The organism is Streptomyces sp. P9-2 (assembly GCF_051903975.1).
Lineage (GTDB): Bacteria > Actinomycetota > Actinomycetes > Streptomycetales > Streptomycetaceae > Streptomyces > Streptomyces cellulosae.
Genome location: NZ_CP192633.1, coordinates 3144817 through 3161365, shown reverse-complemented (window position 1 = coordinate 3161365; position 16549 = coordinate 3144817). Strand labels below are relative to the sequence as shown.

Genomic DNA, 16549 nt, shown 5'->3' with positions numbered 1-16549 from the left:
GGCGTGGAACTCACTCTGCTCGGCACCGGCGCCCCGGCGGGACTGCCCCGCCCCGACTGTCCCTGTGCGGCGTGCGCGTGCGCGCTGGGACCGGACGCGCGGGCGGCGACCTCGCTGCTGGTGGACGGCGCGCTGCTGCTCGACCTGACCCCCGGCGCGGCCTTCGCCGCGGCCCGCGCGGGGCGTTCGCTGGGCGGGGTGCGCCAGGTGCTGCTGTCGCATCCGCACGACGGGCCCGCGGTGGAGGTGCCGGCCGGGCTGCCGCAGCCGGGGCGGGTGCCGGACGGGCGTGAGCTGGCGCTGCTGACGGGGCATCGGGTGCGGGCGGTGGCGCTGGACGCGCCCGGCACCGGGTACGCGGTGACCGGCCCCGACGGGCAGCGGCTGCTGTACCTGCCGCCGGGCGGCGCACCGGCCGGCCTGGAGGCGCCGGCCGAGCCCTACGCGATGGTCGTGCTGGACGTGGTGGGCCGCCCGGACGCGCTGGCGCGGCTGCGGGCGACGGGCGCGGTGGTGCCGACGACGGACGTGATCGCGGTGCACCTGGACCACGACGTGCCGCCGGGCCCCGAGGTACGGCGCAGGCTCGCGGCGGCGGGGGCGCGCGCCGTGCCGGACGGGACGACGCTGGAGGTCGGCGCGTACGAGGACGTGCCCGACGTGCCGCGCCGCACCCTGGTGCTGGGCGGGGCGCGGTCCGGCAAGTCGGTGGAGGCGGAACGGCGTCTGGAGTCCTTCCCCGAGGTGCTGTACGTGGCGACGGGCGGCTCGCGCAACGGGGACACGGAGTGGGCGGCGCGGGTGTCCGCGCACCAGGAGCGGCGGCCGGGGTCCTGGCGGACCGTGGAGACCTGCGACCTGGTGCCCCTGCTCAAGGACGACGGCCCGCCGCTGCTCGTGGACTGTCTGTCGCTGTGGCTGACGGACGCGATGGACGCGGTGGGCGCCTGGGACGACGCGGAGTGGGCGGACGGCGGCGAACGCGCCCTCCGTGACCGCGTGCGGGCCCTCACGGACGCGGTCCGCGAGACCCGCCGCACGGTGGTCGCGGTCTCCAACGAGGTCGGCTCCGGCATCGTCCCCGCCACCGCGTCCGGCCGCCGCTACCGCGACGAACTGGGCCGCCTGAACACGGCGTTCGCGACGGAGTGCGAGCAGGTGCTGCTGGTGGTGGCGGGGCAGGCGCTGGTGCTGCGGGGCTGACGCCGCCGGCCTCCGGGAGCGGGGCGGCACCCGGCCCGCACCGGTGACGGGTGTCAGGCGCGCGGCGGGGCGGGCTGCCCGGGCGCGGTGCGAGTCGGCCTGGGGCCCTTGTGCCCGTGCGGCCCGGAGTTGCCCGGCATCGGTCCCCTGGAGGCGGCCGGGCGGATCCCGCGGCCGCCCCTTCGGCACCCCCGGGCCCACGGGCCGGCGCCTGACAGTGGGCGACGTCGCCCGCGTGGCACGGCGACGGGCGGGCCTGCGCCGCCGCTCGTGCTCGGGCCCCCGGGGTGCGAGCCACCGGGTGGGTCCGGGGCCGTTCGTCCCGGGTGGGGCGGCGCCGCTCAGTGGTTCGGTTTGCGGGCGATCACTCGGTAGCTGTTGGCGAGTGGGGTGTGGCGGGCCAGGGGGGAGAGGGCCAGGTCGGCCAGGGCCCCGGCGATCACCAGGGGGGTGCCGGCGCGCAGCAGGGCGGTGCGCAGGCGCTGGTCGGCCGGGGAGGGCGGGATCGCCCGCCAGGGGGTGTCCGGGGCGGGGAGGGCGTGGGAGAGGGCGAGGGCGGTGAGGCCGGCCAGGTCGTGGGGGACGTGGGCGGCGCGGTGGCCGGCGGTGACGATCTCGCAGCCGCGCGCCTCAAGTTCCTCGCGGAGGTTGCGGCGGGGCAGCAGGTGCAGCCGGCGGGGCTGGTCGTAGGGCAGCCACCAGCGGCCGAACAGGGCGGCGTACACGCAGCGCGGGTCGAGGGTCTCGATCAGCAGGTGCCCGCCGGGGCGGAGGGCGTCGAGGGCGGCGTGGAGTTCGGCGCGCGGGTCGGTGGTGCGCTCCAGGTGGTGCAGCAGGCTGACCACGTCGTAGCGGCCGGCCACCCGGGCCAGCACCCCGGGGTCGGTGAGCGGCCCCACGTGGGCCTCCTCGATCCGGCCGAACTCACGGGCGCGTTCGACGCGGGTGGTGAGGTCGGTGCCGTCGAAGGCGGTGTACGGGAAGAACTCCCGTGCGGTGTCCGGGAACCGGGCGAGTCCCGTGCCGACGTCCAGCCAGCTCTCCGGTTCGCCGTACGGCAGCATCGCGCGGGCCGTGGCGCGGCGGCGCCGGCGTACGGAGTGCAGGGCGAGGACCCGTTCGGTGGCCGGGTCGCGGGGGGCGCCGCGCACCGCGCGCCGGTAGAAGGCCAGGCCCTCGGGGGTGAGCCGGGGGTTCTGGAAGGTGTGGCCGCAGTCGCGGCACTCGTCGACGGTGAACAGACCGGGCCGGTGCCGGCGCAGGTCCCCCGTTCTCAGCCGGGTGCGCAGCCGCGCGGAACCGCACCAGGGGCAGTCGGGGCGGCGCGGTTCGTGCACGCGGGCGGAGCCGTGCGGGGCGGGGAACGCGGTGTCGGGGGCGGTGGCGGACATGGGCGGCTCCCGGCGTGAGGTCGTACGGCACGCGGGTGGCGCGACGTGCGGGGACGGTCGGGGACGGACGGAGGGATCTCCGCGCATTCCCGAGCAAAACGTTACGTACGGGAGGGCCTCACGGGGTGGATCACGGCCGGGGTGGCGTGGTGGGGGTGAGGGCGCGAACGCGGGGACGACCGGCGCTCCGGGGTGTTCGACGGGGGCCGGTACTGTTCGGCGAATGAGCTCGCTTAATCTCGACGACTTCACCGATCTGATCGAGCGTCCGGACGGCGGGGTGCGCCGTGACGCGGAGGAGCACCGGGCCCGTCTGGTGGTGCCTCCCGGGTCGCTGGGCCGCCTGGACGACCTGGGTGAGTGGCTGGCCGCGGCGCAGTCCTCGGTGCCGGTGCGGCCGGTGGAGCGGCCGCGGGTGGTGCTGTTCGCGGGCGACCACGGGATCGCGGAGCGGGACGTGTCCGCGCGTCCGGCGGGCACCGCCGTGGAGCTGGTGCGGGACGTGCTGGAGGGTGGCCGGCCGGTGTCGGTGCTGGCGCGCCGGCTGGACGTGCCGGTGCGGGTGGTCGACATGGCGCTGGACTGCGACCCTGAGTCGCTGCCCGAGGACGTCGTACGCCACCGGGTGCGGCGCGGCAGCGGGGCGATCGACGTCGAGGACGCGCTGACGCCGGAGGAGGCGGAGGCGGCGTTCCGCGCGGGGATGGCCGTGGCGGACGAGGAGGCCGACTCCGGTACGGACCTGGTGGTGCTGGGCGACATCAGCGTCGGTGGTACGACCGCGGCGGGTGTGCTGGTCGCGGCGCTGTGCGGCACGGACGCGTCGGTGGTGACCGGGCGGGGAGGCCTGCCGATCGACGACCTGGCGTGGATGCGCAAGTGCGCGGCGATCCGGGACGCGTTGCGGCGGGCGCGGCCGGTGCTGGGGGATCAGCTGCGGCTGCTGGAGACGGTGGGCGGGGCGGATCTCACCGCCATGACCGGTTTCCTGCTGCAGAGCGCGGTGCGGAAGGTGCCGGTGCTGCTGGACGGGGTGGTGACGGCCGCGTGCGCGCTGGTGGCCCAGCGGGTGGCGTTCCGGGCGCCGGACTGGTGGCTGGCGTCGCACGCGAGCGGGGAGCCGGGGCAGGCGAAGGCGTTGGACCGGATGGCGTTGGAGCCGGTGCTGCCGCAGGGGGTTGCGGTGGGGGAGGGTGCGGGGGCGTTGCTGGCGTTGCCGTTGGTGCAGGCGGCTGCGGCGCTGGCCTCCGAGTTGCCTGTGCGGCCGGAGACCGCGAAGGACGCGTGAGCCCCTTCGGGGCGCGGGAGAGTAACGCCCCTGGGGCGCGGGGAGGTGGTGCGCCCTTCCGGGACGCGGGAGAGTAACGCCCTGGGGGGGCGCGGGGAACTGCGCGAACGGGACTGGCCCCAGGGCGCCTTCGAAGCCCAGGGAGGGACCCTCACGCCTCGGGGGCTTCGCCCCCGAACCCCCTTCGCGCAGTTCCCCGCGCCCCTGGGGCGATGGTCCCTCCGCGCGTCCTCAGGGGCGGGTGGCCTGTGCTGCCGTTCGCGCAGTTCCCCGCGCCCCTTTCAGGGGCGGTCCGGCTTGCCGCCGAGCCAGTCCTGGATCGCCCGCGCCGGGCGCGACCAGCGGCGGTCGTGGTGATACGCCCGCAGCAGCGCCTTCGCCCGGGCCCGGTGGCGCCGGCGGTAGAAGCGGCGGGCCCACGGGGAGCCCGGGCGGGCCAGGCGGAGGGACGCGACGAGCGCCACCGCCGGCACGATCACGCCGAACACCGCCAGCCGCACCTTCCCCTTGCTCAGCGCGATCAGCGCGAAGCCGAAGTTGAGCGCGATCCCCGTCAGCACCCCGGCACGGTTGTGGACTTCGTCCTCGGAAAGGTCGTTGACGCCGAACGGCGCGAACCCGGCCAGCAGCAGCACGACCACCGCCGCCGTCAGCACCACCATCTCCACGCTCTTGCGTCCGGCCTCGGACCAGTACACGTCGTCCAGATGCAGGATCAGCGCGAACTCGTCCAGCACCAGCCCCGCCCCGGTCCCGAACAGCACCGCGCTGAGGTACGGGCCCAGCCCGTGCCCCCCGCTCGCCACCGCGCCGAAGCCGCCGACGACGGTGAGGATGACGCCGGGCACCACATGATGGATGTGCACCGAGCCCGCGGTGACGTTGCCGAAGGGCCCTTTGCCGGCCCGGATCAGGCGGGTGATGATCCGCGTGATCACGAAGGTGAGGACGAACGCGGCCAGGGCGAGGAGCAGCGGGAGCTTGCCCGGCTCGATGATGTTCCGCTCCAGCCACTGTCCCATATGCGTACTTTATTCACGGCCGCACCCGGCGCCCTGGTGACCGCCGGGTAATCTGCGCCGGTGCCCGAGCCCTCCCCCGCGTCCCCCGCCTCCGCCGCCGACGGCCTCCGTTTCGCCTTCGGCACCCTCACCGTGCTCCCTGCCGGGCCGACCCGCTGGGACCGTCCGGCCGCGAAGGCCGGCATGCTCTGCGCGCCCGTCGTCGGTCTCACCGCGGGGGTGCTCGCCGCCGCGACCGGGCTGGTGTTCCTGGCACTCGGGGCGGGACCGCTGCTCGCCGCCGTGGCGTCCGTCGCCGTGCCGGCCGCGCTGACCCGGGGGCTGCACCTGGACGGACTGGCCGACACGGCGGACGGGCTGGGCAGCGGCAAGCCCGCCGAGGACGCGCTGCGGATCATGAAGCAGTCGGACGTCGGACCGTTCGGGGTGCTCACCCTGGTGCTCGTGCTGCTGGCGCAGGTGGCCGCGCTGGCGCAGGCGTACGGCGGTTCCTGGGCGCGGGGCGCGCTGGCCGCCGTGGTGTCGGCGGTCGCGGCACGGGCCGCCCTCACCCTGGCGGCGCGCACCGGCGTGCCGGCCGCCCGGCCGGAGGGGCTGGGCGCGGCGGTCGCGGGCGTGGTGCCGGTGCGGGGCGCGGTGGCCGTCGTGCTCCTGGCGGCCGGGCTGCTCGCGGGCGCGGGCGCGGCGCTGGGGGCGTACGACGCGGTGCGCGCCGTGCTCGCGGTGGTGGCGGCGGCCGGGGCGGCCGAACTGCTGCTGCGGCGCTGCGTACGGCGGTTCGGCGGGGTGACCGGCGACGTGTTCGGCGGGGTCGCGGAGACGGCGGCGACGACCGCGCTCGTCGTCATGTCACTGGGCTGAAACGATCGTCGTATCTCCCTGTGGACGCGCCTGCCCCGCCCCTACCCTGTGGGGTCGAATCGGCGGACAAACGGGGGACGTTCCATGTCGGCATTTCGTCGTGCCACGGCCTGGTTGATCGACTTCGCGCTGGTGGCGGCGCTGGCCTCGCTGCTGGCGGTGCTCACCTTCAACCGGATGTCCGCGCTGGTGACCGACGTGCCCGAACTGGCCGCGCGCGGCGGCTTCGACCTGCTCACCTCGCGCGGGGACGTGCTGGACGCGTCCGCCGGCCTCGGCACCTCGCTGTGGGACAAGTCGGTCGGGTACGTGCAGCAGGCGTTCGGGCTGCTGGTCGTCGCGGCCTTCCTCTACCAGTGGGCGTGCCTCGCCCTCGCCGGGCGGACCGTCGGCAAGGCCCTCACCGGACTGAAGGTCACCCCGCGCACACCGCGCAGGGCGGCGCTGCGCGCGGCGGTGACCACGGCCACCGACGTCGCCGTGTACGCGGTGGCGTGCGTGCTGCTGGTCGAGGGCGAGATCGTGCTGTCGGTGCTGGTGTGGCTGGTCGCGGTGGCGCTGTTCCTGCTGAACGCGCTGCCGGTGCTGGGCGGGCGGCGCCGCTCGCTCGCCGACCGGGTCGCCGGGACCTCGGTGGCGTGCGTGGAGCTCAGCAGGTTCGCCGCCACGCGTCGAGTGAGTACCTCTTGAGCAGCGAACTCAGCTTCAGGCGGCGGGAGTCGGCGCAGAAGCGTGAGGTGGGCAGCTCGTACTCGGCGTGGAAGACGGCCTTGCCCGCCTCGACGAACGGGGTGAGCTCCTCGCATTCGCCGTACTGGGCGCACTGCTCGTTGACCGCGAAGTCGAAGTCGCCGACCAGTTCCGGGATCTGGTCCAGGTCGTTCTTCAGGCCGACGGCCATGCCGCGCTCGTGCGCGAGCCGGGCGATCAGCCGGTTGTAGCGGAGCTGGTCGGCGGCGGTCAGCGGGAAGCCGGTGCGGTTGCGGTAGCCGTCCATGTTGTCCGGCTCCACCGCGTCGAAGCCCTTGTCCCGGCACATGTCGAGGCGTTCGGCCATCAGCGGCTCCAGGACGTCGGTGCGGCGGATGTCGAGCCAGCGCTCGCCCTCCCAGCCGTTGCCCCGGCCGATGACGGACCTCGGGAAGTCGTCCGCGTCGGGGCGGAAGTCCTCCCAGGCCCCGGTGGACAGGTAGCAGACGACCTTGCGGCCGTCACGGTGCAGCGCGTCGACGGTCTCCTTCGAGTGGTGGAAGCCGTCGATGTCGTACACGGGGACGTCGACGGAGGTGTCCAGGCGGCCGGTGAGCTGCCACTGCCAGTCAAGGCCCGGCCGCGGCCGCCACCACTCCCCCGACGGCTCCGGCGACGGCCCCGCCTCCGTGCCGCCGGGACTGCCGGAACACCCCGTCAGCACCAGGGCCAGCAGCACCACAAGTACGCGCGCTCTTCTCACCGGACGCTCCCCCGCCTCACGGCCGCCGCACTCCGCGGCACGCCAACACCCCCATGATCGCGCGGGCATCCCCGGCACGTCGCGGGGCACCCGCCGCGCCGGGGCGGGCGCGCACCGGCCATGAGTGCGGGCGCACACGCGCGTAGGCTCGGGGCCGGAGTGTTCGCCGCACCGGGGGAGGCCCCGACGGGATCGCACCCGGACGTCACGATTAGGGTCGGCTGCCGGGCCCGGTCGACCCACACCCTTCGGCCACTGAAACTTCACATCGGAAGCGAGAATTCACCACCGTGACTGCTCTGACTCTCAGCACCGCCGCGGTCGCCGGCCTGCGCGCCGACGCGATCGTGATCGGTGTCGCCAAGGGTTCCGCGTCCAAGCCCGGAGGACCCGTCGTCGCACCGGGCGCCGAGGCCGTGGACCAGGCGTACGACGGCAACCTGGCCGGTGTCCTGGAGACCCTCGGCGCGTCCGGTGCCGAGGGCGAGGTGACCAAGCTCCCCGCGCCGGCCGGCTTCAAGGCCCCGCTCGTCGTGGCGGTGGGCCTCGGCGCCCGGCCCGAGGGGGACTCCGGCTACGACGCCGAGGCGCTGCGCAAGGCGGCCGGCGCGGCCGCCCGCGCCCTCGCCGGCACGAAGAAGGCCGCGTTCGCGCTGCCCCTGGCGGACGCCGCCGACGCCGGCGCGGTCGCCGAGGGCGTGCTGCTCGGCGCGTACTCCTTCGACGTCTACAAGGACCAGGGCGACGCGAAGAACGGCAAGAACGGCAAGGCCCCGCTCGCCGAGGCCGCGCTGCTCGGCGGCAAGCCCCGCGACAAGGCGTACAAGGCGGCCGTCGAGCGCGCCGTCGCCGTGTCCGAGGAACTCAACCGGGCCCGTGACCTGATCAACACCCCGCCGAACGACCTCAACCCCGAGGCGTTCGCGGCGGTCGCGCAGGCGGCGGCGAAGGAGCACGGCATCAAGGTGCAGGTGCTCGACGAGAAGGCGCTCGTCAAGGGCGGCTACGGCGGCATCCTCGGCGTCGGCGCCGGCTCCGCGTCCGGTCCGCGCCTGGTGAAGCTGTCGTACACCTCGTCCAGGGCGAAGAAGCACCTCGCGCTGGTCGGCAAGGGCATCACGTACGACTCGGGCGGCATCTCGCTGAAGCCGGCCGGTCACAACGAGACGATGAAGTGCGACATGAGCGGCGCCGCCGCCGTGTTCGCCGCGGTCGTCGCCGCCGCGCGTCTCGGCCTCGAGGTCAACGTCACCGGCTGGCTGGCGCTGGCCGAGAACATGCCCTCCGGCTCGGCGACCCGCCCGGGCGACGTGCTGCGCATGTACAGCGGCAAGACCGTCGAGGTGCTCAACACCGACGCCGAGGGCCGTCTCGTCCTGGCGGACGCGCTGTGGGCGGCCTCGGAGGAGCGGCCGGACGCCATCGTCGACGTCGCGACGCTCACCGGCGCGATGATGCTGGCGCTGGGCAGCCGCACCTTCGGCATCATGGCCAACGACGACGACTTCCGCGCCGCCGTGCACGAGGCCGCCGAGGAGGCGGGCGAGCCGGCCTGGCCGATGCCGCTGCCGGACCACCTGCGCAAGGGCATGGAGTCCTCGACCGCCGACATCGCCAACATGGGCGAGCGGATGGGCGGCGGCCTGGTCGCGGGACTGTTCCTGCGCGAGTTCGTCGGCGAGGGCATCACCTGGGCGCACCTCGACATCGCGGGCCCCGCCTTCAACGAGGGCGGCCCCTTCGGCTACACCCCCAAGGGCGGCACGGGTTCCGCGGTGCGCACCCTGGTCCGGCTCGCGGAGCGGGCCGCCGCGGGCGAGCTGGGCTGACACGTCCTCGGGTGACGGGCCTCGTACGCGGGTGCGACGGGGCCCCGTCACCGGGGAGTGGGACGTCTCACACCACGGCCCGGCGTCTCGTACGGCCTCGACAAGTGCGAGGATAGGGCTCGGCAGGACAGGGCCCCACTCAAGGGCCGAGAACATAGAGCGGCCGGACACCAGCCGCCGACCGGTCACTGGAGACCGGCGTGGCGCACATGCATGGAGGACGTGACGTGGCGAACGACGCCAGCACCGTTTTCGACCTAGTGATCCTCGGCGGTGGCAGCGGTGGGTACGCCGCGGCCCTGCGCGGGGCGCAGCTGGGCCTGGACGTCGCCCTGATCGAGAAGGGCAAGGTCGGCGGTACCTGCCTGCACAACGGATGCATCCCCACCAAGGCCCTGCTGCACGCGGGTGAGATCGCCGACCAGGCCCGCGAGAGCGAGCAGTTCGGTGTGAAGGCCACCTTCGAGGGCATCGACATCGCTGCCGTCCACAAGTACAAGGACGACGTGATCGCCGGCCTGTACAAGGGTCTTCAGGGGCTGATCGCCTCCCGCAAGATCACCTACATCGAGGGTGAGGGCCGGCTGTCCTCCCCCACCTCCGTCGACGTGAACGGCCAGCGTGTCCAGGGCCGCCACGTCCTGCTGGCGACCGGCTCCGTGCCGAAGTCGCTGCCGGGCCTGGAGATCGACGGCGACCGGATCATCTCCTCCGACCACGCCCTGGTCCTGGACCGCGTGCCCAAGTCCGCGATCGTCCTGGGCGGCGGCGTCATCGGGGTCGAGTTCGCGTCCGCGTGGAAGTCGTTCGGCACCGACGTCACGATCATCGAGGGCATGAAGCACCTCGTCCCGGTCGAGGACGAGAACAGTTCCAAGCTGCTCGAGCGCGCGTTCCGCAAGCGCGGTATCAAGTTCAACCTGGGCACCTTCTTCGAGAAGGCCGAGTACACCCAGGACGGCGTCAAGGTCACCCTGGCGGACGGCAAGACGTTCGAGGCCGAGGTCCTGCTCGTCGCCGTCGGCCGCGGCCCGGTCTCGCAGGGCCTGGGCTACGAGGAGGCCGGGGTCGCCATGGACCGCGGCTACGTCCTGGTCGACGAGTACATGCGTACCAACGTGCCCACCATCTCCGCCGTCGGCGACCTGGTCCCGACGCTCCAGCTCGCGCACGTCGGCTTCGCCGAGGGCATCCTGGTGGCGGAGCGCCTGGCCGGTCTCAAGACCGTCCCGGTCGACTACGACGGCGTGCCGCGGGTGACGTACTGCCACCCCGAGGTCGCCTCCGTCGGCATCACCGAGGCCAAGGCCAAGGAGATCTACGGCGCGGACAAGGTCGTCGCTCTGAAGTACAACCTCGCGGGCAACGGCAAGAGCAAGATCCTGAAGACCGCGGGCGAGATCAAGCTCGTCCAGGTCAAGGACGGTGCGGTGGTCGGCGTCCACATGGTCGGCGACCGTATGGGCGAGCAGGTCGGCGAGGCGCAGCTGATCTACAACTGGGAGGCCCTGCCGGCCGAGGTGGCCCAGCTGGTCCACGCCCACCCGACGCAGAACGAGGCGCTCGGCGAGGCCCACCTGGCCCTGGCCGGCAAGCCCCTCCACTCCCACGACTGAGCCATCGGTCACCGGGCGCGACGACACAGACTTCCGCACTTTTAAAGGAGCAACCGAAACCATGGCGGTTTCCGTAACCCTTCCGGCGCTCGGCGAGAGCGTCACCGAGGGCACTGTCACCCGCTGGCTGAAGGCCGAGGGCGAGCGCGTCGAGGCCGACGAGCCGCTGCTCGAGGTGTCGACCGACAAGGTCGACACCGAGATCCCGGCCCCTGCCTCCGGCGTGCTGTCCTCCATCAAGGTCGCCGAGGACGAGACGGTCGAGGTCGGCGCCGAGCTGGCCCTGATCGACGACGGCAGCGGCGCCCCCGCGGCCACCGAGGCCCCGGCCGCCGAGCAGGCCGCCCCGCCGGCCCCCGCGCCGGAGCCGCAGGCCCAGCCGTCCACCGAGCAGGCCGCCCCGGCCCCCGCCCCCACCGCCGAGGCCTCGGCCGGCGGCGGTTCCGCGCAGGGCACCGACGTGGTGCTGCCGGCGCTCGGCGAGTCCGTCACCGAGGGCACCGTCACCCGCTGGCTGAAGTCCGTGGGCGACACCGTCGAGGCCGACGAGCCGCTGCTCGAGGTGTCCACCGACAAGGTCGACACCGAGATCCCCGCCCCCGCGTCCGGCACCCTGCTGGAGATCGTGGTCGGCGAGGACGAGACCGCCGAGGTCGGCGCGAAGCTCGCCGTCATCGGCGAGGCCGGCGCCGCTCCGGCCGCCGCCCCCGCGCAGGAGGCCCCGGCCGCCCCGGCGCAGCCCGAGCCCGCCCCGGCCCCGGAGCCCACCCCGGCCCCGCCCGCCCCGGCCCCGCAGCAGGCCGCCCCGGCCCCGGCCCCCCAGCCGGCCGCCCCGGCTCCCGCTCCCGCCCCGGCTCCGGCCGCTCCCGCCCCGCAGGCTCCCGCGGCCCCGGCCGCCGCGCAGGCCACGGACGACGGCGCCTACGTGACCCCGCTGGTGCGCAAGCTCGCCGCCGAGAACGGCGTCGACCTGTCCACCGTCAAGGGCACCGGCGTCGGCGGCCGTATCCGCAAGCAGGACGTGCTCGCCGCCGCCGAGGCCGCCAAGGCCGCCGCCGCTGCCCCGGCACCGGCCGCCGCTCCCGCGGCCGCCAAGAGGACCCCGGTCCTCGAGGCGTCCCCGCTGCGCGGCCAGACCGTGAAGATGCCGCGGATCCGCAAGGTCATCGGCGACAACATGGTCAAGGCCCTGCACGAGCAGGCCCAGCTGTCCTCGGTCGTCGAGGTCGACGTCACCCGTCTGATGAAGCTGCGCGCCCGCGCCAAGGACGCGTTCGCGGCCCGTGAGGGCGTCAAGCTCTCCCCGATGCCGTTCTTCGTCAAGGCCGCGGCCCAGGCGCTGAAGGCCCACCCGGTCATCAACGCCAAGATCAACGAGGCCGAGGGGACCATCACCTACTTCGACACCGAGAACATCGGTATCGCGGTGGACTCCGAGAAGGGCCTGATGACCCCGGTCATCAAGAACGCCGGCGGTCTGAACCTCGCCGGTATCGCCAAGGCCACGGCGGAGCTGGCGGGCAAGGTACGCGGCAACAAGATCACCCCGGACGAGCTGTCCGGCGCGACCTTCACCATCTCCAACACGGGTTCGCGCGGTGCGCTCTTCGACACGATCATCGTGCCGCCGGGCCAGGTCGCGATCCTCGGCATCGGCGCCACGGTCAAGCGTCCGGCCGTCGTGGAGACCGAGGACGGTCCCGTCATCGGCATCCGCGACATGACGTACCTGACCCTCTCCTACGACCACCGTCTGGTGGACGGCGCCGACGCCGCCCGCTACCTGACGGCGGTCAAGGCGATCCTGGAGGCGGGCGAGTTCGAGGTCGAGCTCGGTCTGTGAACCGGGCGGTGACCCCGGGCCGCTGATCCGGTCCCTCGGTGCCCCCGTCCGGAAGCCCTCACGGCTTCCGGACGGGGGCACCGTCACATGGGGCGTGTAAGTCTCGTCTCACCTGGGCGAAAGCGCCCCCGCGCGCCCTACCCCGGCGGTCTCCCGGCCGTATTGTCTATTCGTCAAAGCCCCCCGGGGGCCCGCGGGCCCCGCTAAGGAGCCCGTCATGACCGCGCCCGTCGTCCACTCGCTGCGCGAGCAGATCCGCGAGCACATCCTGGAAGGGATCATCAGCGGGCGCTGGAAGCCGGGCGAGCGGATCGTGGAGCGGCGCATCGCGACCGAGCTGGAGGTCAGCCAGACGCCCGTGCGGGAGGCGCTGCGCGAGCTGGAGTCGCTGCGGCTGATCGAGTCGGCGCCGAACAAGGGCGTGCGGGTGCGGAACCTGACGGCGGCCGACCTGGAGGAGAGCTACCCGGTCCGGGCCGGCCTGGAGGCGATCGCGGCGGAGCTGGCGGCGGCGCGGCTGGCGGAGGACTGCTCGGCGCTGGAGCCGCATGTCGCGGCGCTGTACGAGGCGGACCGCGCCGCGGACGGGACGGCGCAGGTGCGGCACACGGTGGGGTTCCATCGGGAGCTGGTGCGGGCTGCGGGGAACTCGGTGCTGCTGCACACGTGGGAGGGGCTGGGGATCGAGGTGTTCACGGCGCTGTCGATACGGTGGCTCGGAACGGTGCAGCAGTCCTACGCGGAGGAGCACGAGGAACTGGTCGCGGCCTTCCGCCGCCGGGATCCGCGCATCGCGGAGCTGGTGAAGTCGCATGTGCTGGGGTGTGCGCCGCGGGCCTAGGGAGTCTCGCCCCCGCCGCCCCTACCCGTCCCGTCCCTGAGGGCTCCGCCCCCAGACCCCCGTTCGCGCCCAGGCGGCGGAGCCGCCCCTGAAGGGGCGCGGGGAACTGCGCGACCAGCCACAAACAACCCGCGGCCGCCACCAAACCGCATCCAGACCCCCGTTGCGCCCACGCGGCGGAGCCGCCCCTGAAGGGGCGCGGGGAACTGCGCGACCAGCCACAAACAACCCGCGGCCGCAGGTGCACGTCCGCGCGACACCCCCCTCACCTGCGCAAACGCGCCCAAATCCCGTCACCGCGTGCCACCGCCGGAGGCACCCCGTGCCGACTTTCTCCGGATCAAGCGATTTTGCCCCCCAACCCTTTGATCGATCATCGATCACGGAGTTATTGTCACCTGCGGACTTCCACCGAAGTCCGCAGCCCTGTCCTGCCAAAGACAAAGGGCACCCCCGAACCCTTCTGAGGGCACCCCCTTCGACTGAGGAAGGCGGCGACATGACCGACCCCAACGCCATCCAGCCGAGCGAGCTCGACCAGCTCCCGGACCGCGACCCCGAGGAGACCGCCGAGTGGCAGGCCTCCCTGGACGCCGTGACCGCGGCGGCCGGGCCGCACCGTGCCGCGTACCTGATGCGGCGCACGCTGGAGCGTGCCGAGGGCGCCGGCGTCGCGCTGCCCAAGCTGCTCGAGACCGACTACGTCAACACCATCCCCACCGCGGCCGAGCCCGCCGTGGACGGCGACGAGGCGCTGGAGCAGCGCATCACCGCCTGGAACCGGTGGAACGCGGCGGCGATGGTGACCCGCGGCAGCAAGTACGGCGTGGGCGGCCACATCGCCACCTTCGCCTCGGCCGCGTGGCTCTACGAGACCGGCTTCAACCACTTCTTCCGCGGCAAGGAGGGGGACGGCTCCGGCGACCAGCTCTACATCCAGGGCCACGCCTCCCCCGGCATCTACGCCCGCGCGTTCCTCGACGGCCGCATCAGCGAGGAGCAGCTGGACAACTTCCGCCGTGAGGCGGGCGGCAACGGCCTGCCGTCCTACCCGCACCCCCGGCGCCTGCCCTGGCTGTGGGAGTTCCCCACCGTGTCGATGGGCCTCGGCCCGATCTCCGCGATCTACCAGGCGCGCTTCAACCGCTATCTGACCAGCCGCGGCATCAAGGACGTCTCCGACTCCCACGTGTGGGCGTTCCTCGGCGACGGCGAGATGGACGAGCCCGAGTCGACGACCGCGCTCACCCTCGCCGCCCGCGAGCAGCTGGACAACCTGACCTTCGTCGTCAACTGCAACCTGCAGCGCCTCGACGGCCCGGTCCGCGCCAACTTCAAGATCGTGCAGGAGCTGGAGGCCCAGTTCCGCGGCGCCGGCTGGAACGTGATCAAGACCCTGTGGGGCACCGCCTGGGACGAGCTGTTCCAGCTCGACACCACGGGCGCCCTGGTGCGCCGCCTGCGCGAGGTGCCGGACGCGCAGGTGCAGACGTACCAGACGCGTGACGCCGCCTACATCCGCGAGGACTTCTTCGGCAAGGACCCGGCGCTCGCCGAGATGGCGAAGCTGCTGAGCGACGACAAGATCCTCGAGTGCTTCCACTTCTCGCGCGGCGGCCACGAGTCCCGCAAGGTCTACGCCGCGTACAAGGCCGCGCTCTCCCACAAGGGCGCGCCGACCGTGATCCTGGCGCAGACCGTCAAGGGCCACACCCTCGGTGAGGGCTTCGCGTCGAAGAACGCCAACCACCAGATGAAGAAGCTCACGGTGGACGAGTTCAAGGCGATGCGCGACCGCCTGGAGCTGCCGATCCCGGACTCGCGGTTCGTCGACGGCGTGGTGCCCTACGCGCACCCGGGCGCCGACTCCCCCGAGGTCCGCTACCTCCAGGAGCGCCGCGCCGCCCTCGGCGGCCCCGCCCCGGCCCGCCGGGTGCACCCGGTCGCGCCGCTGCCGCAGCCGGCCGAGAAGGCGTTCACCGCGTTCGACAAGGGCTCCGGCTCGCAGAACGTGGCCACCACGATGGCGTTCGTCCGCCTGGTCAAGGACCTGGTCCGCGACAAGGAGACGGGGAAGCGCTGGGTGCCGATCGTCCCCGACGAGGCGCGCACCTTCGGCATGGAGAGCCTCTTCCCGTCCCTCGGCATCTACTCGCCGATGGGCCAGACGTACGAGCCGGTCGACCGCGACCAGCTGATGTACTACAAGGAAGCCAAGAACGGCCAGATCTTCAACGAGGGGATCACCGAGGCCGGCGCCATGGCCGAGTTCATCGCCGCGTCGACGTCGTACTCGACGCACGGCGAGACGATGATCCCGTTCTACATCTACTACTCGATGTTCGGCTGGCAGCGCACCGGCGACCAGATGTGGCAGCTCGGCGACCAGCTCGGCCGCGGCTTCCTGGTCGGCGCCACCGCGGGCCGCACCACGCTGACCGGTGAGGGCCTCCAGCACGCCGACGGCCACTCCCCCGTCATCGCGGCGACCAACCCGGCCGCCCTGACGTACGACCCGGCGTTCGCCTACGAGGTCGCGGTCATCGTCAAGGAGGGTCTGCGCCGGATGTTCGGCGAGGCGAAGCCGGACGAGGACCAGAACGTCTTCTACTACCTGACGGTCTACAACGAGCCGCTGCCGCAGCCCGCGAAGCCGCAGGTGGCGGGCGTCGACGAGGGCATCGTCAAGGGCCTGTACCGCTTCAACACGGCGGAGTCCGCGGGCCTGTCCCCCGCCGCCAACGCCCCGCGCATCCAGCTGCTGGGCTCCGGCACGGCGATCCACTGGGCGCTGAAGGCGCAGCGGCTGCTCGCCGAGGAGTGGGGCGTGTCCGCCGACGTGTGGTCCGCGACCTCGTGGACCGAGCTGCGGCGCGACGCGATGGAGGCCGACGAGGCCCTGCTGCGCGGCGAGGACCGGACGCCGTACGTCCGGCAGGCGCTGCAGGGCGCCGAGGGCCCCGTCCTCGCGGTCTCGGACTACATGCGCCAGGTCCCGGACCAGATCGCGCAGTGGGTCGAGCAGGACTACACCTCGCTGGGCGCCGACGGCTTCGGTCTGTCGGACACCCGCGAGGCCGCCCGCCGCCACTTCGGCGTGGACGCCGAGTCCATCGTCGTCGCCGCCCTGGCCCAGCTCGCCCGCCGCGGCGAGGTGAAGGCCACCGCGGTGAAGGAGGCCCGGGAGAAGTACGGCCTGTAA

General features: G+C 73.6%; 12 protein-coding genes. 9 read left to right on the top strand and 3 right to left on the bottom strand.

Going from position 1 to position 16549, the window contains the following annotated elements; all coding sequences use genetic code 11:
• Window positions 1-3: 3 nt before the first annotated feature.
• Window positions 4-1203 carry a bifunctional adenosylcobinamide kinase/adenosylcobinamide-phosphate guanylyltransferase gene (locus tag ACQY0Z_RS14475; protein ID WP_019522029.1) on the top strand — a complete coding sequence of 400 codons (1200 nt, stop codon included), beginning with the start codon at window positions 4-6 and terminating at the stop codon, window positions 1201-1203.
• Between the two features lie 341 nt (window positions 1204-1544).
• Here ACQY0Z_RS14475 and ACQY0Z_RS14470 read toward each other — a convergent pair whose 3' ends face one another.
• The gene (locus tag ACQY0Z_RS14470) at window positions 1545-2594 is read right to left on the bottom strand and encodes a class I SAM-dependent methyltransferase (protein WP_439812378.1); all 1050 of its coding nucleotides are present in this window, start codon (window positions 2592-2594) and stop codon (window positions 1545-1547) included.
• 223 nt (window positions 2595-2817) lie between these two features.
• On the opposite strand from ACQY0Z_RS14470, the gene cobT reads away from it, so the two are divergent.
• The gene (gene cobT, locus ACQY0Z_RS14465) at window positions 2818-3882 is read left to right on the top strand and encodes a nicotinate-nucleotide--dimethylbenzimidazole phosphoribosyltransferase (RefSeq protein WP_381728207.1); all 1065 of its coding nucleotides are present in this window, start codon (window positions 2818-2820) and stop codon (window positions 3880-3882) included.
• 281 nt (window positions 3883-4163) lie between these two features.
• On the opposite strand, the gene ACQY0Z_RS14460 is transcribed toward cobT, so the two are convergent.
• Complete coding sequence (locus tag ACQY0Z_RS14460) at window positions 4164-4904, bottom strand: hypothetical protein (protein ID WP_189896701.1); 741 nt, start codon at window positions 4902-4904, stop codon at window positions 4164-4166.
• Window positions 4905-4964: 60 nt separating this feature from the next.
• Here ACQY0Z_RS14460 and ACQY0Z_RS14455 point away from each other — a divergent pair, with 60 nt between their 5' ends.
• Both ACQY0Z_RS14455 and ACQY0Z_RS14450 read left to right on the top strand, forming a co-directional pair.
• A complete protein-coding gene (locus tag ACQY0Z_RS14455; protein WP_439812377.1) occupies window positions 4965-5765 on the top strand; it encodes an adenosylcobinamide-GDP ribazoletransferase in 801 nt (266 codons plus the stop codon).
• A gap of 84 nt (window positions 5766-5849) precedes the next feature.
• Window positions 5850-6455 (top strand): RDD family protein, encoded by a 606-nt coding sequence (locus ACQY0Z_RS14450; protein ID WP_189896699.1) that lies wholly within the window; start codon window positions 5850-5852, stop codon window positions 6453-6455.
• Here the strand turns inward: ACQY0Z_RS14450 and ACQY0Z_RS14445 are convergent.
• Entirely contained in the window at window positions 6415-7218 is an 804-nt protein-coding gene (locus ACQY0Z_RS14445) for an endo alpha-1,4 polygalactosaminidase (RefSeq protein ID WP_189896698.1), read from the bottom strand. The genes ACQY0Z_RS14450 and ACQY0Z_RS14445 overlap by 41 nt on opposite strands.
• A 290-nt stretch (window positions 7219-7508) precedes the next feature.
• On the opposite strand from ACQY0Z_RS14445, the gene ACQY0Z_RS14440 reads away from it, so the two are divergent.
• The 5 genes from ACQY0Z_RS14440 (at window position 7509) to aceE (ending at window position 16549) form a co-directional block, all read left to right on the top strand.
• Window positions 7509-9047 carry a leucyl aminopeptidase gene (locus tag ACQY0Z_RS14440; protein ID WP_189896696.1) on the top strand — a complete coding sequence of 513 codons (1539 nt, stop codon included), beginning with the start codon at window positions 7509-7511 and terminating at the stop codon, window positions 9045-9047.
• Window positions 9048-9274: 227 nt separating this feature from the next.
• Complete coding sequence (gene lpdA / locus ACQY0Z_RS14435) at window positions 9275-10663, top strand: dihydrolipoyl dehydrogenase (protein ID WP_189896695.1); 1389 nt, start codon at window positions 9275-9277, stop codon at window positions 10661-10663.
• Window positions 10664-10724: 61 nt separating this feature from the next.
• Window positions 10725-12506 (top strand): 2-oxoglutarate dehydrogenase, E2 component, dihydrolipoamide succinyltransferase, encoded by a 1782-nt coding sequence (gene sucB, locus ACQY0Z_RS14430; RefSeq protein WP_439812376.1) that lies wholly within the window; start codon window positions 10725-10727, stop codon window positions 12504-12506.
• A gap of 217 nt (window positions 12507-12723) precedes the next feature.
• Complete coding sequence (locus tag ACQY0Z_RS14425) at window positions 12724-13347, top strand: GntR family transcriptional regulator (RefSeq protein ID WP_189896691.1); 624 nt, start codon at window positions 12724-12726, stop codon at window positions 13345-13347.
• A gap of 499 nt (window positions 13348-13846) precedes the next feature.
• Window positions 13847-16549, top strand: a complete 2703-nt coding sequence (gene aceE / locus ACQY0Z_RS14420; protein WP_189896690.1) for a pyruvate dehydrogenase (acetyl-transferring), homodimeric type — start codon at window positions 13847-13849, stop codon at window positions 16547-16549.

What these genes read in the sequence shown, in the direction of transcription:
- ACQY0Z_RS14470 (WP_439812378.1), bottom strand. Translation starts at nt 2,594, where the DNA reads ATGTCCGCCACCGCCCCCGACACCGCGTTCCCCGCCCCGCACGGCTCC.
- cobT (WP_381728207.1), top strand. Translation starts at nt 2,818, where the DNA reads ATGAGCTCGCTTAATCTCGACGACTTCACCGATCTGATCGAGCGTCCG.
- ACQY0Z_RS14460 (WP_189896701.1), bottom strand. Translation starts at nt 4,904, where the DNA reads ATGGGACAGTGGCTGGAGCGGAACATCATCGAGCCGGGCAAGCTCCCG.
- ACQY0Z_RS14450 (WP_189896699.1), top strand. Translation starts at nt 5,850, where the DNA reads ATGTCGGCATTTCGTCGTGCCACGGCCTGGTTGATCGACTTCGCGCTG.
- sucB (WP_439812376.1), top strand. Translation starts at nt 10,725, where the DNA reads ATGGCGGTTTCCGTAACCCTTCCGGCGCTCGGCGAGAGCGTCACCGAG.
- ACQY0Z_RS14425 (WP_189896691.1), top strand. Translation starts at nt 12,724, where the DNA reads ATGACCGCGCCCGTCGTCCACTCGCTGCGCGAGCAGATCCGCGAGCAC.
- aceE (WP_189896690.1), top strand. Translation starts at nt 13,847, where the DNA reads ATGACCGACCCCAACGCCATCCAGCCGAGCGAGCTCGACCAGCTCCCG.